Raw genomic sequence first — 25,832 nt, forward strand, 5'->3', positions numbered from 1 at the left:
CAGTTATAAAATCGGGGAAAAATACCTGTTTTTTAACTTGGGTGACTCATAAAGTGTGTGTATAGAAGTTTTAGCTTTGTTATACAATAAAAAACTGCCTGAATTTTATTTCAGGCAGTTTTGGTTATGAATTGCTAATTGTAATTGATATAAAGCCCCTTAATTCTCTATACAATAATTAGCAATTTTTTTGATTATCAAATCAAGCAAAAGATAATCGTAGTATGATGTAAAACATCAATCCGTAAAATACTAGCAAGGTCATGGTCAACCTATCTGTTATAATCTTTTTTATGTTCATATGTATATCGTTTAAATCAGTTTTTATCTACGGAGATTTTTAATTTCTGGTTTCCCATGTTTATTGCGTAGGTACTACATCTCTTTTTCATAAGTAATAGGCACAGGTAATTGTATGCTATATTACCTTTTCATAACTCGTTTTACCGAATTTCCTTTGTTTGTGAAAATATGCACTAAGTAGACTCCTGATCTATATGATGACATTTCAATACTATTGTTATTAGTTTCTAAGATTTTTTGTCCAGTAATCGTGTAGATAATTACTTTTTCAACTTCTCTGGAAATGAACAATGTATCTGAGGTTGGATTTGGATATATTTTTAAATTTTCAATTTCATTCTCTTCAACATTAAGAAGGGCAGATACATTTACTGTTCTAGTTACTTCTGCTGCAGTATTTCCTGCTGCATCCATTACATTGTAAGTAATCGTATAAGTTCCTTCTAAAGAGGTGTCTACTGGATTTACAGTAACAATATCTGCTGTAATATCACCATCCAAAGAGTCAAAAGCTGTTGCACCTGGATCTATATAGATTTCTCCTTGTGCTACTTCTATTGGATTATCTCCGATCAAAGCAATTATTGGTAAGGTAGTGTCTACCACAGTAACTTCTCTACTGACTTCTGTGGCTGAATTTCCAGCAGAATTCGTTACGTTATAGGTAATGGTATACACTCCAGGAACAGTGGTGTCCACTGGATTTACGGTAACAATCGCTGCTGTGATGTCTCCATCAGTAGCATCATTCGCTGTTGCTCCAGCATCTGTATAGGTGGTTCCTGCTTCTACAGTTACATTTGCATCGCCTATAAGTGCTATAACAGGTAATGCTGTATTTACTACGGTTACTTCTCTAGTTACTTCTACAGCATTATTTCCTGCGGTATCACTTACGTTATAAGTAATTGTATATACTCCTGGAATAGCGGTGTTAACTGGATTTACAGTAACAATTTTTGCGGTAATATCACCATCCAAAGAATCAAAAGCAGTAGCTCCTGCATCAGAATATGTTGTTCCTATCTCTACGGTTACTGTTGTTGCTCCTAATCGAGTAATAACTGGTATGGTTGTATCTACTACTGTAACTTCTCTAGTAACTTCTACAGCATTATTTCCAGTAACGTCACTTACGTTATAAGTAATTGTATACACTCCTGGAATAGCGGTGTTCACTGGATTTACGGTTACAATAGCCGCTGTAATATCACCATCAAATGAATCAAAAGCAGTAGCTCCCGTATCAGAATATGTAGTTCCTGCTTCTACGGTCATAGCTGCATCTCCTGTTAAACTAATCATTGGGATTGTTGTATCAGATATGGTTACTTCTCTGGTTACTTGTATTGCATTATTTCCAGCTGCATCGCTTACGTTATAGGTTACTGTATACACTCCTGGAATAGTAGTGTTCACTGGATTTACAGTAACAATATCTGCTGTAATATCACCATCCAAAGAGTCAAAAGCCGTTGCACCAGCATCGGAGTACGTAGTTCCTGCTTCTACAGTTATAGTTGCACCTCCTGTTAAACTAATCATTGGGATTGTTGTATCAGATACGGTTACTTCTCTGGTTACTTGTATTGCATTATTTCCAGCGGCATCATTTACGTTATACGTAATTGTATACACTCCTGGAATATTAGTGTTTACTGGATTAACGCCAACAATTTTTGCGGTAATATCACCATCCAAAGAATCAAAAGCAGTAGCTCCTGCATCAGAATACGTAGTTCCTGCTTCTACGGTCATAGCTGCATCTCCAGTTAACATAATGATTGGGATCGTTGTATCAGATACAGTTACTTCTCTAGTAACTTCTACGGCATCATTTCCAGCAGCATCACTTACATTATAGGTAACAGTATACACTCCTGGAATAGCAGTATTCACTGGATTTATAGTTATAATATCTGCCGTGATATCGCCATCAAAAGAATCAGAAGCAGTAGCTCCCGAATCGGAATACGTAGTTCCCGCTTCTACGGTCATAGCTGTATCTCCAGTTATTGTAATGACCGGGATCGTTGTATCAGATACCGTTACTTCTCTGGTAACTTCTACAGCATTATTTCCAGCTGTATCGCTTACATTATAAGTTATCGTGTATACTCCTGGCACGGCAGTATTCACTGGATTTACAGTTACAATGTCTGCGGTGATATCGCCATCAAAAGAATCAAAAGCAGTAGCCCCTGCATCAGAATACGTAGTTCCTGCTTCTACGGTCATAGCTGCATCTCCTGTTAAACTAATCACTGGGATCGTTGTATCAGATACGGTTACTTCTCTAGTAACTTCTACAGCATCATTTCCAGCTGCATCACTTACATTATAGGTTACTGTATATATTCCCGGTACAGATGTATCTACGGGGTTTACTATAACAATATCTGCAGTGATGTCTCCATCCAAAGAGTCGCTTGCTGTAGCTTCCGCATCAGTATAGGTGCTTCCTGCTTCAACAGTTACCGTAGTATCTCCTGCTAAACTAATTACAGGAACGGTAGTATCTACTACAGTAACTTCTCTAGTTACTTCCACTGCATCGTTTCCAGCCGCATCACTTACATTGTATGTCACGGTGTATACTCCAGGAATAGCAGTGTCTACTGGGTTTACTGTAACAATATCAGCTGTAATATCTGCATCTCTATCATCTAATGCAGTAGCTCCTGCATCAGAATAGGTAGTTGCAGCCTCTACTGTAACAGCAATGTCGCCGTTTAAAGAAATTACCGGTGCGGTAGTATCAGGAGTAGCTTCAGAAGAATCGAAGGTATCATTGTTGATTTGTACACCTGGGTTGTTTGTACAATCAGGCAAACCAAAAGTAGCAGGGCCACAAGCGGTAAAGAACTGATCTAAAAATACAGCACCAGTTTCGAAAGCAACTGTTGGTTCTTCATTGGTATCTTCATACTTAATTTTTATGCTGAATAGATGTTTTGGGGTACTGGTAACATTATTTGCAGTAATAGTACCACTACTTAATCCTTGTTGAAAAGAAGCGGATACTCTAGAATTTGTATTATCATTAGCAATAAAAGACGAGTAAGCAGGAAAACCACTATAGGTTTCTGCTAAAATGGAACCGTCAGGTTGTAAGTATTCAAAATTTCCGCTACCATCTATATTTTCACCAAAAGCAGCGGTATTGTAGGTGAAATAAATTTGTCCTGATCCTAGCTTAAAATCAGTAGAAGATTCAATATAAATATCAGCTTCATAAAAATCATCTGTTCCATCATTGGTGTTTCTGGCATTCTGAAACGTAAATGTTATGTCCTGCGCACCAACCATAGCGGTAAGAAGGAAACATATAATCAAAAAGGTAATTTTTTTCATCATTTTATAGGTTTAATATGTTCTAGCTATTTTGAAAATTGCTTAAAATTTGGGCAAACAGATCCCTATTAGCTGCGCTATGGGGAAAGGGTAAAGCGGAGTACTGCAGCTAATAAAAGGATACTATGTTGCCTGCGTTATCTCTTAGTTATTCTTTGATTAACTTGTAACTTTTCTGGGAGTTTTGAGTGTCTATTTTTACAAAGTATACACCGGTTTGTAGTTGTGAAATATTAATGGTGTTCTGTAGTGGATGGCTAGGTAGCATTTGTACCAATTTGCCATTGATATCTGTAATATGAATATCGGTTTCGATATTGCCTAATCCTTGTATTAAGAAATATTGTTGCGCTGGATTGGGATACAAACTAGCTGCTGTAATACCTTGCTCTTCTACACTTAAGGTTTGCAAGGAAGCACCGCTAGAATCATACGTGTCATTAATCAATTGTACACCAGGTAGGTTCGCACAATCAGGAAATCCTGCCTTGGTACCTGTTTTAAGCATACTTCCGCATGCAGTAAAGAACTGATCCTGAAATACTGATCCTTCTTCAAAAGCAACTATTGGATCTTTGGTAACATCTATATACTTTAATTTTACATGTAATAGAGGTTGAGCAGTAGTGGTAACATTTTCTTTGGTAATGGATTCAGCACTAACTCCTTGTTGAAATGTAAACGATATACGATTATCTGTGTTATCGTTTTGAACAAAACCTCTATATGCAGGAAGCACATAATTTTCACCTAAGATGTAACCAGATTCAGATGTATATGCTATTCGATTGTTTTTAGAAATATTAGTTCCAAAAGCTTCAGGATTGTAGGTTAGATAAATTTGTCCAGATCCTAATTTGAAAGCTTCAGTACTTTCGATCATGATATCGGCTTCATAATAATATTCACCATTATCAATGGTGTTTTGAGCATTCGCAAAAGTAAAGTGAATATCTTGAGCACTAGTGACCAAGATGGCGAAAACAGATAGTATCATCGTAATCTGTTTTGTATATGGGTTATTCGTTAATTTCATAGATTTATCTATTAAGGGGTTTATAAAGTATTTATATGTTTTTTATGTTCATATAAACTTCAATGCAATAGTACATATGATGTTTTTACAAACCAATAAAACAAGGGGTGCATATTGGGGTGCAAGGCTGTATTTCCTTGTTTTACAGGTGATTTTGTTAACATGTGTACTGTATAAGTTATAGATTTAGTATATGGTTAAAACTGTTCACCTTTTCCTACATTAGGATTCATCAGGTTGTTGACGTCAATATTTTGGATTTGACCATTCATATCTATATCAGCATTGTGATAACCAGAACCTCCCAATAATTGAATTACCGAATTGATATCAGAATTTTGGATCTGGCCATTTTCATCAAAATCTCCAGAAATCATCGCAACAATCCCGTTATTCATATCAACAACAGCATTTGCTCCTCCGGCAATATTAGTGCTAGAAGTGAAATCTACACTCGCTGTAGTACTTGATAAACTGATAGCGGATGAGGACATAATATTTAAATGATTTCTATGTTTCACCACTATATAGTAATTACCAGGATTAACACTAAAAGCTAGTGGAGTACTTCGATCATCGGTAGTTGCTACAATATCTCCATCACGTTGTAAAATTCCTGACTGTTGAGCCACAATTATACTTGTATCATTAGCATCTCTTAATTCTATCCAAACCCAATCCACCGTAGCATCTGATCCAGCATCATCTAATTTTATAGCGTCTGAAATAGTAGCATTATCACCATAAGGGCTTACCGTTGGAAGTATTGTACTAACACGTAAATCATCACGCATCAGGCTTTCTTCTCCAGAATTTGGATTGGTAAACGCTCCTTGAAGAAAAACAGTAATATCAACATATAGATCACAAGAAACTTCGTTAAAACTAGTATGATCATCAGTATTTGTCCAATTGGTAGTGCTGTAGGCTGCATCATCCACCAAAACACAACTTAATGATGAATTACCAGTCATGTAAATAATTAGAATATTAGTGTTATTCCCATTTTGAAGATTCAAATAACTCAGTTCGTTATTTGAAACATTCAATTCTGTTAATGCTGTATTCTTTGATAAATCGACACTTGTCAGGTCGTTATTAGACATTCTCAATTCATATAGCAGTGTATTATTGGTTAGATCTATACTAGTAAGACTGTTATTTCCTATATGTGCTGTTTCTAGTAACGTATTGTTAGATATATCGATTGTTGTCATTCCTGAATTAAAAGAGCAACGTAGATCAACTAGTGCGGTATTTTTAGAGAGATCTATTGATGTTAACGACATGGCATCTAGTCTAACAAATTCTAATAAAACTAGATTTGCTATATCAATACTTCCAGCGCTGTTATTTCCAACATCTAAATAGGTTAATCCAACAAAATCTTCGATCCCTGTAAAATCAGTTATTGATTCACCATTTGCAGTTAATGAAGTAATACTTTCAATTAATACAGTAGGTACTTGTCCATCACCAGAAATATCGTCATACCCTAAAGACTCTAATCGAGCTTCAAAATTTGCATCTGGAATGGTAGTGTAACGACAGTAGTTATTTGTGAAATTAGCAGTATCATCAACTCCAAGCCAATTAGTGGTGCTATAGGTTGCATCATCAACAGAAATACATGTTAAATTACTGTTTTCAGTAGCTACAAAATTGGTCACATTTGTATTATTTCCATTTCTAACGTTCAAAGATGTTAGCTCATTATCATTTACAATAATCGAAACCAATCCTGTTTGATTCGTAAAGTCTAATTCAGTAATCGTATTACCTTGACACCAAATTGAAGTTAATAAGATGTTATTTGAAACATTTAAAGATGTTAAACTGTTATCTCCACAACGTAGATCTAGTAGTGCTGTATTTGAATTAATATTTAAACTACTTAGATTATTATTGTTACACTCTAAATACGTTAATGCTGTGTTATTTGAAACATCTAAAGTTGATAAATCATTAAATGAACATACTAAGGTATCTAAGTTTGGACTGTTACTAATATTTAATGCCGTAAGAGGCGTAAACTTTGTAATAACCGATATAAGTTCTGTATTATTGGAAAGATCTAAAGTTGTAAATGTATTACTCGCACAGTTCAACGTTTTTAATGCAGTAAAATCTTCGATACCTGATAAATTAGCAATGGATTTCCCTACAATTATTAGGTCTTCCACCACTTCGATCAATTCAGTAGGCACTTGTCCGTCTCCAGAGATATCATCATAACCTAACGCATATAATTCAGCTTCAAAATTTACATCTGGAATGGCTGTGTAATCACAATGATTTGTATCAGTAAAACTAGTAGTATCGTCAATGTTTGTCCAGTTGGTAGTGCTCCAAGCAGCATCGTCAACGATAACACAACTTAGATTACTATTATTCGAAATATTGAATACAGTTACATTGGTATTATTACCATTCTTCATATTAAGATAGCTAATATTAGTATCGTAACATTGTAAATTTGTCAATGCCTTCAACGTAGATAGATCTAAGGAAGTTATTGGTGTATCATGGATACGAATCGTTTCTAAACCAATATTAGCTGCTACATCTAAGTTTGAAAGATTTGTATTGTCAGCTCTTAGATTGAATAGGTTGGTATTATTTCCAAGTGTAAGACTACTTAAATTGTTATTACCATGACATTGTAATTGCTCGAGTAATGTATTTGCAGAAAGATCTAGTGAACTCACATCATTTCCACCCAAGTAAAGTAATCTTAAGTCTAGGTTTGAACTTACATCAAGATTAGTAACACTATTATTACGAAGACGTAACTGTTGCAGTGCTGCAAAATCTTCAATACCGGTTAAGTCAGTAATTCCTAAATTGTCTACAGTTAATATTAATAGACTTTCTATCAAAGTGGTTGGTACTTGCCCATCTCCTGAAATGTCATCAAAGCCTAAACGTTCTAACTCAGCTTCAAAAATTGGATCAGGGATAGCTGTATAATTGCAATAGGTATCACTAAAGCTTGTTGTAGCATCTATAAGTCTCCAGTTGGTAGTACTGTAAGCGGCATCATCAACCAAAACACAGGCTAAATCAGGGTTGTTAGTTACATTAAATGCAAATAGCTGAACATTCATATTGTTCCCATTTTGAATGTTTAAAGAACTTAAATTTCCATCGTTAGCTACCAACACGGTTAAAGCTGCTTGATTGCTTAGATCTAAGCTTTGTATACCTGTATCGTTTATACGAAGCTCTGTTAGGCTTATATTACTGGATAGGTCTAGTACGGTAATATTCGTAGTGAACAAGCGTAATAATTCTAGCGCTGTATTCGTTGATAGATCTAAAGATGATAAAGGCGAGTCATTAGCTTCTAGATTTCTTAACAGCGTATTATTTGTGGTATTTAATGCCGTAATGTTGGTTTCTGAACAATCTATTTCTTCCAAAAGGATATTATTACTAATATCAAAGTTTGGTAGATTCGTATTTCTTTGAATATACAACTGCTTCAATGCAGTATTATTGGATAGGTCAATAGCACTTAAATCATTAGAAAACAGGTATAGGCTTTCTAGTAAGGTATTATTGGATAGATCTACAGTTGTTAAATTATTCTGAGCCGCATTGAAATATGTTAGTTGTATATTTTTAGTAATATCAATTGTAGTCAGATTATTCCCATTACAGTTTAGGTAGGTCAAAGCGACAAAATCCTCAATACCTGTTAAATCACTAATATTCTTACCATCTACATCCAGGCTTGATAATACTTCGATCAAAGGTGTAGGAACTTGTCCATCACCTGAAATGTCATCATAACCTAAAGCTTCTAACGCAGCTTCAAAATTCGAATCTGGAATAGCAGTATAACGACAAAAGGTATTCGTGAAAGTTGCAGTACCATCAATATTCGTCCAGTTGGTAGCACTCCAGGTAGCATCATCAACGATAATACACGATAATGAAGGGTTTCCTGTAACTTTAAAATCTGTATTTGGCATATTAATATTATTCCCATTTTTAAGATTTAAATAGGTAAGATCATTATTTTCACATTCTAAGCGTACTAAAGCTGGATTATTAGATACGTCAAGATGTGTAAAACTATTATCAGCAATTCTTAACTGCTTCAAATTAGATAGCTTAGATACATCAATAGTATTGAAATTTACACGTTCAATAACGATAACTTCTAATAAAAGATTTTGGGAAACATCTAAACCAGTCAAGACTGTATCTTGAAAATATAAGAACTTAACATTAGGGTTACCACTGATATCTATACTTGTTAAATTAGTACAACCTCTTAGGTTGATAGTTTCCAACAATGGATTGTTTGATACATCTATTGTGGTAAATAAATTGTCTCTAAGATTTATAAATGTTAGATCAGAATTTTGACTTAAATCAATCGTTGTTAATTGGTTGTAACGCCCTTCGATAGAGGTCAAATTTGAAATTGTTCCTAAATTTAAATTGGCAATACTATTATTATCAAAGTTCAACGTTTGAAGATTTGTATTGCTACTAAGATCTAAGCTGGTTAACACATTAGTGTCCAGATTTAGATACGTAAGTGCGGCGAAGTCCTGAATTCCCGTTAGATCTGCAATATTTTGATTTATAAGATCCAATGTAGTTATTGGTGCTACTAAAGCGGTTGGTACTTGTCCATCATTAGCTATATCATCATAGCCTAAAGTGTATAATGCAGCTTCAAAATTGGCATCTGGAATCGCGGTGTAGTTACAATAGGTATCACTAAAACTCATTGTACCGTCAATATTTGTCCAGTTTGTATTACTGTAGGATGCATCATCGACCAAAACGCAGTTTAGATTTGGTGTATTATCAGCATGAAACTGTGTAAAGTTTGTATTATTTCCATTCTGGACATTTAGAAAATTGATAGGTGAATTATTTACATAAACGTGTATTAGACTGCTTTGATTAGATAAATCAAGAGTATTTATATTCGATTGATTTACTCTAATAATTCTTAAGTTCAGATTATTACTTACATCTAAATTTGTAATCCCAGTATTATCTAAGCGCAATTGATCTAACTGTGTTAGGTTTGAAACATCTAATGTTGTTAAGGAGTTATTATTATATAACTGAACATTTCGTAAAAGTGGATTATTGCTAAAATCATAATTCACGACATCTGTATTGTATGCTATTAGAGTTTCCAAGTCTGGATTATTACTGGTATCTAGCACAGTAATATCATTGTATAAAATGTCTAATCGCTTAAGTAAGTTGTTATTGGAAATGTCAATTGAGGTTAAGTCATTCGCTCCAATAATTAAAGTTTCTAATAAGGTGTTTTTAGATATATCAATATTTGTAATATCGTTGGCGTTAGCTGTTAATTCCATTAATGCTGTATTTGCAGAAATGTTCAAGGCTGTAAGGTTATTAGATTGACATTCCAAAACCTGTAATGGTTTAAAATCTTCAATTCCCGACAAATCAGCTATGTTTTTATTAGCTACATCTAATGTTGTTACTGCTTCTATTAAAGCAGTAGGTACTTGCCCATCACCAAGGATGTCATCATAGCCTAAATTATTAAGTGCAACCTCAAAATTAGCATCAGGAATTTGTGTATAGATACAATACCCTGAATCTCTAAAAGTTGTCACAGGTTCTATAGCTGTCCAATTATTTGTACTATAAGTTGCATCATCAACCTTAACACAAGGTACTGGTGTTCCTACAGTTTCAAAAGCAGCAATATTTGTATTTGTACCATTTTGAATGTTTAAACCTGTAAGCGTCGCAATATTTTCTGCATATAAAAACCTTAAGCCAATATTTTTTGACAAGTCTAACTCAACCAAACTAGTACCATCAATTTCTAAACCAGTTAAATTAATATTTGTACTTAAATCTAATGTTGTAATATCAGAATTCTCTAAATCTAAAGAAGTTAAATTTGTATTGGTACTTGTGTTGAGTGAAGTAAGACTACAATCTGTACACATAAATTCTATTAACGCAGTATTATTAGAGATGTCTAATGAAGTACCTGAATATTGTATTCTAAAATCTTCAAGTGCTATATTGTTACTAACATCTATGGAAGAAAAATTATTATTTCCACTTCTAATCCAAAGTACTTTTAAAGCCGTATTATTAGTTAGATTAATAGCTGTTAAATCATTACCATTGGCTTTTAATTCCTCTAGCGCAAGAAAATCTTCAATTCCGGTTAAATCTGTTATTCCTTTATTACTAATGTTTAAAATAGTAAGCGATTCAATTAAGAATGTTGGTACTTGTCCGTCACCAGTAATATCATCATAACCAAGAGCCTCTAAAGCGGCTTCAAAATTTGCATCTGGTATAGCTGTGTAAGCTGCTTGATTTATGGTAACTGTTCCTAAATCTAAAATGCACGAACCCCCATTATATCTTGCTTTTAAATCATACGAGCCTACTCCAAGATTAGTTATTGTACCAGTTAAGGCGTCGTCATTAAATGTATATGGAAAGGTTGTTCCTCCATCAATACTAAACTGGATTTCAGTTCGTGTAGCTTCATCACTAAAGTTGAGGGTTATCTTGGCATTATTTTGACCAATAAAAGCCTCTGTAACTTCTGTAACCGAAGCGGTTGGAGTTATGGTACTTGCTAAAGGTACAAAATGAATTGCTCCAGAATTTGAAGGTGAATCGTCTTCATTTTGTCCTATCAGTAAATAGGGATAGGAAACTGCTACGGCTCTGTTTGAAAATTCATTCCAACCACTACCAGAAGTAATTTTACTTAATTGCGACCAATTATTGGTACCATCATCTTTAAAAATATATACAGCATCTGTATTACTTGAACCATTTCCATAAGTCCCAACATATAAAAAATCATTTTCTATGACAACATCTGCTCCAAAACGTTGATCGTTATAACTGTCTTTATCGTTATTTTGAATCATAACACGATTAGTTTCTAAATAATCGCCGTTACTGTCTGCTTTATAAACATAAACTCTTCCTTGGTCTGCTTCTGGTGTTGAAGATGCTTCATAATTATACGCACCTATAGCTAAATAATCACCTAAAACACTTATCGAACTACCGAAAGACTCCGAAGATTCGGTACCTCTTAATCGGTGTGTTCGTGACCACGAACCATCATTTGCTTGATCCCATATTTGAACAGAACCCGCAAAGGCATTCCCTACCGCTGAATAATCCCGTAGACCACTTACATAAGCACGACCATCTTTAATCAAGACATCATAACCAAAACGCGCTCCAGAATAATTAGACTGTACTTGAGGTTCTAATTTAGTTTCTGAATAGGTAAAGGTATTGGTGCCGTCATTTTCGTATACATAAGCACATCCACCCATACAACCATCTCTAGATCCAATTAAAATTAAATTTCCTTCTATAGAAGCCGATACTCCAAAACGATCACCAGAACTTCCATCACTTGGTTCAAATATGGCAACCTCTGTCCAAGCACCAACACCATCATATTCAAATAAATATGCTGCTCCAGTATCTACAGCTGAAGAATTTGTTTGAAAGCTAGCTCCAACAACCAAGTAATTACCCTGTAAAGCTATGCTAGATCCAAAATTATCGCCTGCAAAACCATCACTTGCTGTAAGCGTGGTTTGCTGTGTCCAGTTACCAGCGCCATCATTAATAAACAAATAGACTTTACCTACAGCAGCACCATTACTACGTGATACTGTTACAGCTATATTACCATCTATTGCAACACGTTCTCCAAATCTATAGTTTGAAGTAGCATCGCTTGCCTTTATTTTTGTTCCTCCAACTTCTGCAGTGGTAAATGTTCCTGTAAATTTAGTTTCGTCTAAGGAACAATCTGTTTGTGCATTCGTATGTATTGTCGTAAGAAAAAGTAATAGTAGGAGTAATTTTAACTTCATACCATATAGATTTTGGGGTTAATATTTTTTATTTTTTACTAGGCGTTTTATTTGTTTTTCGAGATCTACATACATCTTTAAAATGTTGCTAACTTTCAAATAGTAGCGTACCATCATCAATTGTCTTTGATGAAAGAAGTATGTTGTTAGTTTTAGTTTTTTTTGTTTATCCCGTATTAAAAACAAATAAGGCTAGCGCTCTTATTGCTATTGCCAAAATTATGAGAGAAACCATATTTATTCCAAAAAACGATAGGGTGCAAATCGGGGTGCAAAAATCTAAGTAATTGATATTCAATTATTTAAATTGATTTATCTGTAATGCCTAGGACGTGAATTATTGTTCAAATTTTAATCAAAAAAAGGTAAGTTTCACGAACTCAATATGTGTATTTTTTGGACAATTCGTCTTTTTTTAATCGCATCTGAGACGAATTAGTAAGCAAATTTTGACATCATTTTTGACCAGTTCTAGATAAGTCTTTTAGCTTTTTAATAAACTTGAAATTGAATTGTCTGATAAGTATTAATCCAGTTTTTTATTTTAGCAATAATATCGTTAATTTCATAGTATCAATTCTTTTCTAAGTAATGAAAAAACTAATTTGTCTTTTTCTAATTCTTGCCTCTTGGTTTTCTTTCTCTCAAGAAGAAGATCCTAAATTACTTGAACTCAAAGAAGCTATACAAAATGCGGACAACGATTCTCTCAAAATAGTTAATTATTTAAGGCTAAATAAATATTATCATTTTCGTGATTTAAATAAAGCAGATTCTCTTTTGAGTAAGATTTTAGTAATGTTAGATACTGTCAATTATGATTCTCGAATACATCGTGGACAAATATTTGATAGAAGAGGAGTTATTTCGCGTATAAGAAGTAATTATCCAGAATCATTGCTCAATTATAATAAAGCAAAAGATATTTATGAGGAAATAAAGGATACCAATAAATTAATCAATGTGAACACCAATATTGGTAATTTATATGATTATCAATATGATTATGTAAATGGTGCTAAATATTTTAAAAAATCTATTGAGATTAATACAATCCCTTTCAAGGAACAACTAGGCGTAAGCTATAGATTACTTGCGGGTAATTATAATCACAGGGAGATGCGGGATTCAGCTTTTTACTATTTAAAGAAAGCTAGAAGAATTTTTAAAGAGACAAAAGCTGATGTTGAATATTTTGCTTCTAATATTCAGTTTGTTAGGTATTCGTTGGAGGATTTGGATGAAAATGATTCTTACGATGATTTGATTAAAATGACTAAACAAACTATAAGTTTTTTTAAAACTAAAGGGCACAAACATTATCTAAGTGAAAGTTATCGTGATTTAGCAGATATAAACTTTCGATTGAAGAACTATACCTTAGCAAAAAAATACACTGATACTACTATTGCTATAGCGAACCAAATAGAAAAAAAACACCTCGAGTCTAGGGCATATAAATTAAGAAGTCGCGCTAATGAAAGGCTGGGTAAATTCAAAAATGCTTTAAAAGATTTTAAAGTATATGAAAAAACTCAAAATGAAATTTATACAGAGAAGAAATCTAAAGAAATAATCCGGATAGAGGTTGCTAATGAATTTGCAAAGAAGAAAATGAAAGACAGTATTCTTTTTGTTAAACAGAAAGAGATATTAGTTTTAGAAAAAGATAAGGCCTTAGCTCAAAATAAATTTATCGGCTTGTTAAGTTTTATTGGTCTAGTAATAACATTCTTTATGATTAGAGGTCTTCGAAAAAAATGGTTAAAGGAACGTAGGCAAGGAAAACAGTTTGAAAGGAAGTTAAAACAAAGTGATGAAAAAATTTCTATATTAAACTCTGAAGTAGCTACTAAAAAAGAAGAGGTAAATCAACTCTTAACAGAAACTGTAATTCATTTAAATACGAAGGAAAAGCTTGCCGAAAATTTGGCAAAATTATCAAAAGAAGAAGGAGATGTCACGCTCAAAGGTATTATTGCAGATTTAAAAGCGGACAAATTAGAAGATGCAAAAATCTTAATGCTGAAAAAGAATATCGAAACATTGAACTATGATTTTTTGAAAAGCTTAAAAAGTTCGCATCCTAATTTGACCAAAACTGATATTGAGGTTTGTTCTTTTATAAAAATTGGTCTTTCTCGAAAAGAAATTTCCAACTTAAGAAATACAAGTTTGGATGCTATCAAATCTACTCGTTTTAGACTTAAAAAGAAGCTTCAGTTATCTGCAGATCAGTCTCTCGATGACTACATAAAATCCTTATAGTTGTTTTTTAAAAGAAGTATTTTGTATTTTTAAAAGAAAAGTCCCTTTGATTGCTAAAATTCTACTAAACACTCTTCTTGTTGTAGGTGTTATTTCCCCGATTTTCTGTCAGGAAAATCAAAACCCTGATCACATCATAGAAGTAACAACGATTGGTTCAGATGATTTATTAGGAACATATTTATATTATAGTAAAGATGTACCGCCTGAGTATGAGATAGAGCAAGCGCAAAAATTAACATATCAACTTTCTTCCAAAGATATTTTGAATCTGGGTTTTAGCGATGCATCCGTTTGGCATCGATTTAAAGTGAATAATGCCTCCGATACCATTGTAAAACGTATGTTACGAATCGAAAAACCTCTGCAGGATTCTTTGCAACTTTATTATAAAAAGAACGATCGGTGGGTGGTTTCAAATACTGGGTATATGGTGCATACCAAGGACAAAGATTTTAATGGAGCCTCCTTATATTTTTCTTTAAAATTTGAACCTAATTCAGAACAGACCTTTTATTTGAGAACCAAAAGTAAATATGGTCGATCCTATTCCATGAAACTTTTAGAGGAAGAAGATTTTAGAAGAATGGAACGTAATGAACTTATGCTGGTATGCCTTTTAATAGGGATATTAGTAACGATCGTTTTTTACAACTTGATTTTAGGATGGGGATTGAAGGATTCTATTTATTTTCTATATGGAGGTACTGTTATTGGAGGCCTTTTGACCCAAATCTCAGTTAGAGGTTTTTTTAAGCAGTTTTTAGTGGATGAAAACCTGTTTATACAAGAGTGGTGTGCTCCATTTTTTATTGCCTTTGGTACTGTGGTAACAGCACAATTCTGTGTTAAATTTTTAGAAACTGCTACATATGATAAATTATCCCATAGATTATTGAAAGGAATCATTTGGTTTCAGGTAATTGCCTTTATTTATGAGATCATACGATTTGAGGTATTTGGGTATTATACTACCAACAAATTGGTTGCTGTGGGATTGATGATTTTTGGTTTTCTTGCGTTGTTTTCTGGTATTAGAGTGTATATGGCGGGAAATCAATTTGCAAAATATCTTGTAGCAGCCTGGACAAGTTATTGTATAACCATTGTGATGTATGTGTGTACACTTTTGGTGATTATTCCTATCAATGGAGTTACAGTGAATGCCTACGTAATTGGTTCTGTTCTGGAAGCTATATTATTATCGTTAGCGGTTGCAGATCGTTACCGAACTTTACAGAGTGAAAAATTGGAATTAGCAACCGAAATAATTTCTAAAGAGCAAGATATTTCGGTGAAGTCCAAAGAGATCATAAAATTGCAAATGGAAACCGTACAACAGTTACGATCCAAAATAGAGATTGCTGATAATCTTAAAAAATTAGACAAAGATGAAGGTGGCGTGACCTTAAAAAATATACTTGCAGATGTACGAAGTACCAAGTTCGAAGATCAAAAAGCACTATTACTTAAGAAAGAATTAGCTGAATATCATACGGAGTTTATAAATAAACTAAGCTCTCAATTTCCTAATCTTACAAAAACAGATATCGAAATTTGTTCTTTTATAAAAATAGGTCTTTCCCGAAAGGAAATTTCCAACTTAAGAAATACAAGTTTGGATGCTGTTAAATCGAGTAGATTTAGACTCAAAAAGAAGCTAAATCTATCTCAAAACGATTCCTTAGACGAGTATATTTGATCTTTATAAACGTACATTTTAGCACATTTTTTTCATCTGGGAACCCTATTAAGCGTTTATTGAAAATATCTGAAAAGTATTGCAAAATAAGGGTTTTCGGATGTTGCACCCTCATTTGCACCCTCAATTTTTTTTAATTTATAAAGTTTCCATTGTTATTTAGCGGTGTGAAAATGGAATCCTCACACTATAGTGTTTTAAGAAGTTTCTTATATATAAGATCTACGTATCTACACTATGATAAAAAAACAATTTACAGTGTTATTTGGATGACAACTTTTACCCCAAAAAAAGAAGTAAGAAATTAAAAAATTAATTGATAATGAGAATACAATTACAATGTACATTATGGATCCTTTTGATAAGTATACTAGGATATTCGCAAACACCACAAGGATTTAATTACCAATCGGTCGTGAGAGATGCTGCAGGAGATATATTAGCGAATACTACTATAGGAGTAGAATTTAAATTACATCAAACTACCACAGATGGTACTGTGGTGTATACAGAAACCCATACTCCCACTACAAATGCCTATGGGGTTTTTGATTTAATTGTAGGGCAAGGTACGACTACAAATGATTTTTCAACTATTACTTGGTCTTCAGATTCTTATTTTTTAGAAGTCAGTGTAGATACAGCTGGTGGTACTAGCTATACAAGTATGGGAACCACACAGCTATTAAGTGTTCCTTATGCGTTGCAAGCAGCACATGCAACAATTGCTGAAAATGTTTCAGGACTTGAAGCCATAGATGAAGGAAACGGGAAAGGTTGGCGATTAATAGGTTCCAATGCTGATAATTATGGTGATATAGGTGAAAATGCAATTGATTTAAGTGTATCATCCAACGCAAGTACAACTAATGGAGCACTTGGTTTTAGCAGTTTTGCATTAGGATATAATGCTAGTGCTCAAAATTCATATGACACGTCTATAGGAAATTTTGCCATTTCCTCAGGAGCTAGTTCAACTGCAATAGGAGCTAATGCTTCAGCAACAGGAGGTAATAGTTTAGCTTTAGGGCATTTAGCAAACGCATCTGGTAATGATTCAAGAGCTTTTGGATCAAATGCAACCGCGCAAGGCTTTGGTTCTTTTGCATCAGGTTCTGTTTCAAATGCAATTGGTACACATTCTGTTGCATTTGGAAATGTCGTAACATCCAATGGTGATTACAGTTACAGTTTAGGTAATAACACAATATCAGATGCTTACAGTAGTTTTGTGGTAGGTCGCTATAATGTAGGAGGCGGAACAACCGACAGTTGGGTAGAAACAGAAGCTTTATTAGAAGTAGGAAACGGAACAAGTAGTACGAGTAAATCAAACGCCTTAACCATTTTAAAGAACGGTACCATTATCGCTCCATCTTTTGATTTAGCTGAAATTACAGACGATAAAGCTTTAATAACAAAAGAATATGCAGATGCAAATTATGCTGGGAATTATTCAGCCACAGAAAATATTAGAACTAATGGATATTGGATTTCTAATGATGGTGGTGATGAAGGACTTCTAGTAAATTCAGGAGGAAGAGTTACTACATCCAATAAGTTATATCTAGGAAGCAATATTAACCTAGCTACTCATTGGATTAATGGTGATGGAACGAGCAATAATGGAATTCAATTTGATGCTAGTGGAAATGTGATCACATCAGCAAAAGTTTCTTTAGGTGGAAATGTGCAGTTAAATAACAACTGGTTATCAAATGATGGTGATAGCGAAGGGATACGTATTACGGATGATGGAGTTGTAGTTTTAGGAGGAAACGTAAGATTAAATAATAAATGGTTTTCTAATGATGGAGGTGATGAAGGTATCGCAATTGACAATACAGGAAATGTAACACTTTCTGGAGAATTAGCTGTAGACGGAAATATTAAGCTAAATAATAACTGGATTTCTAATGATGGGGGTGATGAAGGCTTACAAATTGATAATAATGGGAATATAACTACTTCTGGGGATGTAACATTAGGAGGAAATTTTGAGCTTAATGGAATATTAACATCACCATCTGAAAACCAAATTTTTGGAACATATGATGATACCAGTAATCTTTCAAATCTTGAAAGAAGAAATGTGGTTATTGGATATCAAGCCGCTGAGGGTGCTCAATCAGGTGACAGTAATGTTGTTATCGGATACTTTGCAGGATATAATTTAAATGGAGACTCTAATGTATTGATTGGAACGGCAGCAGGAGCAGGAGGTACGTTTTCTAATCAGTTGCATATTAGAGATTTAATCTATGGGGAATTTGATAATGACTTATTGCAAGTTAAAGGAGAATTAAAAGTTGATGAAAACATTGCAACTGATGGAAATGTAATCATCGACCAAGATGGTGATGATCTTAGAGCTGCAGGTGCAGCTAATAATGTAGAAATGATCGCTGTAATAGTGAATGAAGATGGTAGTTTAAACTCTAATGTTACCAGTTCATCTGGAATCACAGCATCATTAAGTGGTCATGTATATACTGTTAATTATAATAATCATTTTTCAAGTATTCCTGCTGTGACCATCACCTGTATTGCGGCTAATGATACATCCAATAGAGTAGCTCAAATAACAAGTTTAGGACAAGGGAAAGTTGAATATACTGTAGAAAATCATAATGGAGATTCAATAACTAATGCTAAAACAGTATTAACAATCATTGGTAAAAGATAAAAAATGAAGATTATGAAACCATGTATATTCATTGTAGCCTTGCTTTTTTTTAGTGCTTTGTCTTCTCAAACAATAGAACGAACTGTAATTGGATCCAGTGGAACAACCTTGAGCAATGCCAGTGTAAGCCTAGATTTTACAGTTGGAGAATTAATGGTGACAACTTTGTCGAATGGAACCACAACACTAAACCAAGGATTTCATCAAGAATTGATCATCTTGCAATTGAAACTTTCTCCAGTTATTTTTCTGCAAGGGCCTTTGATAACTTCTGGAACTGTTATCATGGATGATAGTTTACGAAGTAATGGTTTACTTCCCACTACGAGTCCATATGCAGATAGTGTAACCTGTGAAGCAACGGTTTTTGATATCACAGGAAATAATGCTATTGTCGATTGGGTTTGGGTAAGCTTACTTGATAAAAATGATCCAACTGTAGTACTCGCCAGTCAATCTGCATTCGTACAAGCGGATGGAGATATAGTGAGTGTTGATGGAACATCAGCTTTAGCATTTGATTCGCCTTCAGATAGCTATTATATAGCGATAAACCATAGAAATCATATAGCAGTGATGAGTGCCAATACAGTTGCTCTAAACACATCTACAGCAACTACTGTTAATCTTAGTGATACTACAGCCTCTGTATTCGGAGACTCAAATTCGGTAGTGGATATGGGAAATGGAATTTTTGCGATGATTGCCGGAGACTTTGATGAAAATGGACAAATTCAAAACACGGATACGAATGCGGTGATACAGTTACTTGGTATTTCTGGTTACAGTAAAGCAGATATGGATATGAATGGTCAGGTACAGAACTCGGATATAAATGGTATTTTAAATACAAATATTGGTAAAGGAGTACAGTTTTAAATAAATGAATCCCAAAGTCTATATAACATAAAATTAATACTACCCCTTGGAAATTTTCTTTCCTTACTTTTTTTGTTTTTTAAGATTTGGGCTATTACCCCAAACAAGAAAGCCGAATCAACTGATTTGGCTTTTTCTCTGTTGTATGGTCGGGTAGAGATTTATCAAAATTTTTTGATGGAGGATGGGAAGTTTCATATTTGCGTGCAGTTCTCATAATAAATTGTTGTAGTATAAACTTATGTAGTTCAACAAAAATCTCGCTTATTTAGATCGGATCTTATTAATAACATTCTCTTTAAAAAGGTAACGTTTTTTTTAATTTTTCTTCAAGTATAGAACACGTTCAGTTAACGGGTTTACAAAAATCAAGAATTAGTTTTGACCTCAATACAAGTATAGTCAGAATTAAGAATAAACGTAAACTTAAACTAACACAAATTATGAAACTTAGAAAGTTAATATTAGGGATTTTAATGATTTCGGTGGTGAACATCGGATTTTATAGCTGTGAGGATGGTCGTGATGGAATTGACGGAATCGACGGGGTCGATGGTCAAGATGGAGCTGACGGTCAAGATGGTGTAGATGGTATGGATTTAACACTTGAAGAGTCTGAACCTTTAGAAAGCTCAGTTGTATCTAACGACGTTTTTGAGCTTAAAGGTAGTTTCGCTTCTTCTGCCGATTTAGAAATGATATTAACATCAGCAGATATACTTCCTTCTGACTCCACTTTCGTTTATGGTTCTTTTATGGATGGAGCGGCTCTTTATCCTGCTGGTAATGACATGTACGCATTTATCAATAACCTAGAGTCTGACTTTTCTATCGCTAGAATTATGATGAATTCAGATTTACAACCTTTACAAGGTGATTACATTGTAAATGCTACTGCAACAGCTTTTACGGCACAATGTTCAGGTTCTTCTATTACTACAGAGGAGCACGGTTTTGGACCGCTTTACCTTTCTGGTGGTGAGTGGGGTGGAAATGCCAAGGGTGTTTACCGAGTGAATCCATTCCGTTCTACAGATGATAGAGTAGAGGCGGATAGATTGCCTGCACTTGGTGAATGGTCAACAGAAAACGCAGTAGTTATTGGTAAAGATGCATATCCTTCGCAAACAGTAGTTTTTATGGGTGATGATGATAGTAGCAATGATTATCCAGAAGCTCACTTTGCTATGTATGTTGGTGCTAGAGGAGATTTAAACGGAGGAAGCTTATATGTTTTAAGAGGAACAAACCCTACTGAAACAGCTCCTGGTGCTGGTGGTCAACTTTTCGAAATGGGTATGGCAGAAGGTACATCGTATGATGTGGAATGGGTAGAAGTTACCGAGAGAACTTTAAATGAATTAAACCAAGAAGCAATAGACTCTTTAGCTATCGGTTTTCAGAGAATTGAGGATATCGACTGGAGAAGAGGTTCTGCAGATGCTAACAGAGAGGTATATTTTAACGCTACTGGAAGATACAGAAGTGACAATCCTGATTTAGCAAACAGAGGTACAACTTTTGGGCGTGTTTATAAATTAGTAATGAATCCAGACGATCCTACTGGACCTGCTACCTTAGAAGTAGTTATGGATGGAGACCTTGAGGGTGGTAAAGCTGATGGTATGCATTCTCCTGATAACATATTAGTGACTGAAAATTATGCTTACATTCAAGAAGATCCTAATGGTTACGCAGATTTGAACGCTGATATTACAGGTTATGCTAAATTATGGCAATTGGATTTGAATACTGGAGCTGTAACCGAAGTAATGGAATGTAATCAAGTTGCAGCAGCCGGAATGGGTATTGGAAATACAGATAGCTATTGGGAAATAACTGGTTTAATTGATGTTACCGATATTATAGGTGCTACAGAGTCTACTTTCATTGGTGGGGCACAAGTACATGGATGGAATTACAGTAGTCAACCTGAATCAGCTGTACGTGCTGATGGTGCTAAATTCTACGATCCTACTGCAATCGATGAGTCTTCTGCTAGACTTGAAGGTTCATTCTTGTTTAAGATCACTGGATTACCAAGATAGATATAAGATAACAAACTTAAACAAAAAGTTCCCTAAGTATTAGGGAGCTTTTTGTGTATTTAAAATTATTTCTTCCGCTATGAAAAATATGTATTGTTTTTTTACAACGTTTGTCTTACTTCTTACCATTTCTTGTAAAAAAGAAGAAAAGCTATTGGCAGTATCAACTTCATCAAAAGCTGAATCGATGTTCAACGACGTTATTAGAAATCACTATTTTAAAACTTTAGATAGTGCTGCTTTTTATATTAAGAAGATAGATACGTTGAAGACATTAGAAGAAAATAAAAATAATTTTCTAGAAAGCAGAAAATGGTACAAACGTGCAGAGCCTATGCTCATAGCTTATGACTATGAGAATTACCTTTCAATGAATGCTCCGAATTTGCTGAAAATCGAAATGGAGGATTATCAAGATATTAAAAAATCAAAGCCCAAAAGTTACCAGGTTCTAGAAGAATTATTATATGCTGAAGAAAACCCTGAAAATAAAGAGATATTTAGGGTTGCGCAGTATCTACAGGTTCGTATCCCTTACATTAGGAAGAATCATATTATTATAAAACAACGTGATAGGCATCATTTAAAAATGTTGCGTGATGCGATCGTGAATATTGCTACAAAAGGCATTACAGGTTTTGATTCGCCCATGTTAGCAAATTCTCTAAATGAAGCCATTTATAATTACGAAACCATTAATGAAGTTCTTGGTATGTATAAAGAAGCTTTCGCTTCGAAGGAGTTATATCAATCTTGGGTAAAAGAGATAGAAAATACGATTTCAGAATTAAAATCAGGAAACTTTGATACGTTTGATCGATATACATTTATCAAAAACCATACGAACAAACAGTTAGAGCTTATTAATTTAACATCAAAAGATTGGAAGGTAACTTTAAACACTTCTCGCGCTCTCAATCCATCATCGACCAATCTTTTTGATAAAGACTTTTTTAATATGGCGCAATTCTCAACGCCACGCTCACCGGAAATTACTGATGAGCGAGTTGCTTTAGGAAAGATGCTCTTTAATGATGAATCCTTATCGGGTACAGGTACCATTAGTTGCGCTACATGTCATCATAAAGACAAAGCCTTTACAGACGGACTTAAAAAAGCAAAAGGAATTGACAATATTGAATTACTCCGCAATACACCGACATTATCTTACGCAGTTTTTCAACGTACGTTCTTTTACGACGGTAGAGCTGCTAGTTTAGAAGATCAAATTGTAAAGGTAGTTAATGATCAAAATGAATTTCATTTAGATCTAAACACTATAGAGCAACGTATTCGTTCGAATCCGACTTATGTAAAGCAATTCGATTCTTTATATGATGGAAATATCTCAAATCGTAATGCACGCCATGCCATAGCTACATATATCAGAAGTTTATCTCCTTTTGATTCGAAGTTTGACAGAAACATGCAAGGTCTTGAAAATACGCTTACTAATGAAGAAATTACAGGTTTCAACTTATTTATGGGAAAAGCTGCTTGTGCAACTTGTCATTTTCCACCAACATTTAATGGTACGGTTCCTCCTAAATACTTGGAAACTGAATTTGAAAATCTTGGAGTTCCTAAAAATGCAAGTTTTGAACACCCAATATTAGATGAAGATCCAGGCCAATATTATCCGTATGAAGTAGAAGAAAAACGAAACTTCTTTAAGACATCGACTGTTCGAAATGCGGAATTAACCGCACCTTATATGCACAATGGAGTATATGACAGTTTGGAGGAAGTTATTAAATTTTATAACGTAGGGGGTGGACAAGGAATGGGACTGAATGTGCCTTATCAAACACTACCAGCTGATTCACTGAATTTAGCTGATAATGAATTTAAAGCTTTAATTGCATTTATAAAAACGTTGAACGATAAACAGTTTGAGAAAGGAGATTAAACTTTTGTAAAACTCAAAGAATTTGTAAAATAAAAAAGCTGAATCAAATGATTCAGCTTTTCTTTTACTGTGCGGGCGGGGAGACTCGAACTCCCACGCCGTGAAGCACTAGATCCTAAGTCTAGCGTGTCTACCAATTCCACCACGCCCGCATTTTTACTATTTTGTACCACTTAGGACTTAGTACAAAATGACCCACTATTGTTAGTAAGCGGGTGCAAATATAAACAATACTTTTAAAATAAAAACAACCTTCTTAAAAAATATAAACTTTTATTACATTTAACGAAAATTAACTCATACGAATGCGAAATATTAAATCTTACGTTCAGGAACATAAAGATCGTTTTATCAACGAACTTTTAGAACTACTCAAAATACCGTCGATCAGTGCAGATTCTGCCTATAAAAATGATGTGATTAAAACTGCTGATGAGATTAAAAAGAGTCTCGAGAAAGCAGGGTGTGACATGGTTGAAATTTGTTTAACTCCAGGATATCCAATTGTATATGGTGAAAAAATTATCGATCCAGATTTGCCAACAGTGTTGGTATATGGCCATTATGATGTACAACCACCAGATCCTATAGATCTTTGGGACAGTCCTCCGTTTGAACCTGTTATTAAGGCAACAGAGTTACATCCTGAAGGAGCAATCTTTGCAAGAGGAGCTTGTGACGACAAGGGACAGATGTATATGCATGTAAAAGCCTTGGAATTAATGACGAAGACTAACCAGCTTCCTTGCAATGTAAAATTTATGATAGAAGGAGAGGAAGAGGTAGGAAGTAGTAGCTTGAGTTGGTTCGTAGAAAATAATCAAGAGAAGTTAGCAAACGATGTAATACTGATTAGTGATACTGGTATGATTGCAAAAGATGTTCCTTCTATTACTACTGGTTTACGAGGTTTGAGTTATGTAGAAGTGGAAGTTACTGGTCCTAACAGAGATTTACATAGTGGATTGTATGGAGGTGCAGTAGCAAATCCAATTAATGTTCTGACAAAAATGATCGCCTCACTTCATGATGAAAACAACCATATTACCATTCCAGGATTTTATGATAAAGTAGAAGAGCTTTCTAAAGAAGAGCGCGCAGAAATGGCAAAAGCTCCATTTTCTTTGGAGGATTACCAAAAATCATTAGATATCAAAGCGGTATATGGCGAAGAAGGCTATACTACTAATGAGCGTAATTCTATTAGACCAACTTTAGACGTTAATGGAATTTGGGGAGGCTACACAGGAGAAGGTGCAAAAACTGTGATTGCTAGTAAAGCATACGCTAAAATATCCATGAGATTAGTTCCTAATCAGGATTGGGAAGAAATCACAGAGTTGTTTGCAAAACATTTTGAAGCAATTGCCCCAGAAGCGGTAACAGTAAAAGTCACTCCGCATCATGGAGGACAAGGATATGTTACCCCAATCGATAGTGTTGGATATCAAGCAGCGAGTAAAGCCTATGAAGATACTTTTGGTAAAACTCCAATCCCACAACGAAGCGGAGGTAGTATTCCAATTGTTTCTTTGTTCGAAAAAGAACTGAAAAGTAAAACTATTCTTATGGGATTTGGACTAGATAGCGATGCGATTCATTCCCCTAATGAACATTTTGGAGTTTGGAATTATTTAAAAGGAATAGAAACTATTCCGTTATTTTATAAATATTTTACCGAATTGTTTAAATAAGTTTTTCTTATAAAACTAATGATATACCGCTCTAAATGAGCGGTTTTTTTATTTTTTAGAATAA

10 protein-coding genes and 1 tRNA gene are annotated in these 25,832 nt (G+C 34.3%); 7 read left to right on the top strand and 4 right to left on the bottom strand.

What is annotated here, in order from left to right; translation table 11 throughout:
- Positions 1-423 precede the first annotated feature (423 nt).
- The 3 genes from Q1A73_RS11255 to Q1A73_RS11265 all read right to left on the bottom strand — a co-directional run bounded on the left by Q1A73_RS11255 (position 424) and on the right by Q1A73_RS11265 (position 12,582).
- Positions 424-3,660 carry an immunoglobulin-like domain-containing protein gene (locus Q1A73_RS11255; RefSeq protein ID WP_299605434.1) on the bottom strand — a complete coding sequence of 1,079 codons (3,237 nt, stop codon included), beginning with the start codon at positions 3,658-3,660 and terminating at the stop codon, positions 424-426.
- 145 nt (positions 3,661-3,805) lie between these two features.
- Positions 3,806-4,693, bottom strand: coding sequence for a T9SS type A sorting domain-containing protein (locus Q1A73_RS11260; RefSeq protein WP_299605436.1), 888 nt, complete (start codon positions 4,691-4,693; stop codon positions 3,806-3,808).
- 197 nt (positions 4,694-4,890) lie between these two features.
- Positions 4,891-12,582 carry a hypothetical protein gene (locus Q1A73_RS11265; protein WP_299605439.1) on the bottom strand — a complete coding sequence of 2,564 codons (7,692 nt, stop codon included), beginning with the start codon at positions 12,580-12,582 and terminating at the stop codon, positions 4,891-4,893.
- 591 nt (positions 12,583-13,173) lie between these two features.
- On the opposite strand from Q1A73_RS11265, the gene Q1A73_RS11270 reads away from it, so the two are divergent.
- The 6 genes from Q1A73_RS11270 (at position 13,174) to Q1A73_RS11295 (ending at position 24,074) form a co-directional block, all read left to right on the top strand.
- The gene (locus Q1A73_RS11270; RefSeq protein WP_299605442.1) at positions 13,174-14,850 is read left to right on the top strand and encodes a hypothetical protein; all 1,677 of its coding nucleotides are present in this window, start codon (positions 13,174-13,176) and stop codon (positions 14,848-14,850) included.
- Between the two features lie 46 nt (positions 14,851-14,896).
- Positions 14,897-16,552 (top strand): 7TM diverse intracellular signaling domain-containing protein, encoded by a 1,656-nt coding sequence (locus Q1A73_RS11275; RefSeq protein ID WP_299605444.1) that lies wholly within the window; start codon positions 14,897-14,899, stop codon positions 16,550-16,552.
- 322 nt (positions 16,553-16,874) lie between these two features.
- On the top strand, positions 16,875-19,238 hold the full coding sequence (locus tag Q1A73_RS11280; protein ID WP_299605447.1) for a hypothetical protein: 2,364 nt from the start codon (positions 16,875-16,877) through the stop codon (positions 19,236-19,238).
- A gap of 12 nt (positions 19,239-19,250) precedes the next feature.
- Positions 19,251-20,117, top strand: coding sequence for a hypothetical protein (locus Q1A73_RS11285; RefSeq protein WP_299605450.1), 867 nt, complete (start codon positions 19,251-19,253; stop codon positions 20,115-20,117).
- Positions 20,118-20,560: 443 nt separating this feature from the next.
- Entirely contained in the window at positions 20,561-22,165 is a 1,605-nt protein-coding gene (locus Q1A73_RS11290; RefSeq protein WP_299605453.1) for a phosphatase, read from the top strand.
- 79 nt (positions 22,166-22,244) lie between these two features.
- Complete coding sequence (locus tag Q1A73_RS11295) at positions 22,245-24,074, top strand: cytochrome c peroxidase (protein ID WP_299605456.1); 1,830 nt, start codon at positions 22,245-22,247, stop codon at positions 24,072-24,074.
- A 70-nt stretch (positions 24,075-24,144) separates the two neighbouring features.
- Here Q1A73_RS11295 and Q1A73_RS11300 read toward each other — a convergent pair.
- A tRNA-Leu gene (locus Q1A73_RS11300) sits at positions 24,145-24,226 on the bottom strand.
- Between the two features lie 153 nt (positions 24,227-24,379).
- Here Q1A73_RS11300 and Q1A73_RS11305 point away from each other — a divergent pair.
- Positions 24,380-25,768, top strand: a complete 1,389-nt coding sequence (locus tag Q1A73_RS11305) for a dipeptidase (RefSeq protein WP_299605458.1) — start codon at positions 24,380-24,382, stop codon at positions 25,766-25,768.
- Positions 25,769-25,832: the final 64 nt, after the last annotated feature.

This window comes from uncultured Aquimarina sp. (assembly GCF_947492115.1).
Lineage (GTDB): Bacteria > Bacteroidota > Bacteroidia > Flavobacteriales > Flavobacteriaceae > Aquimarina.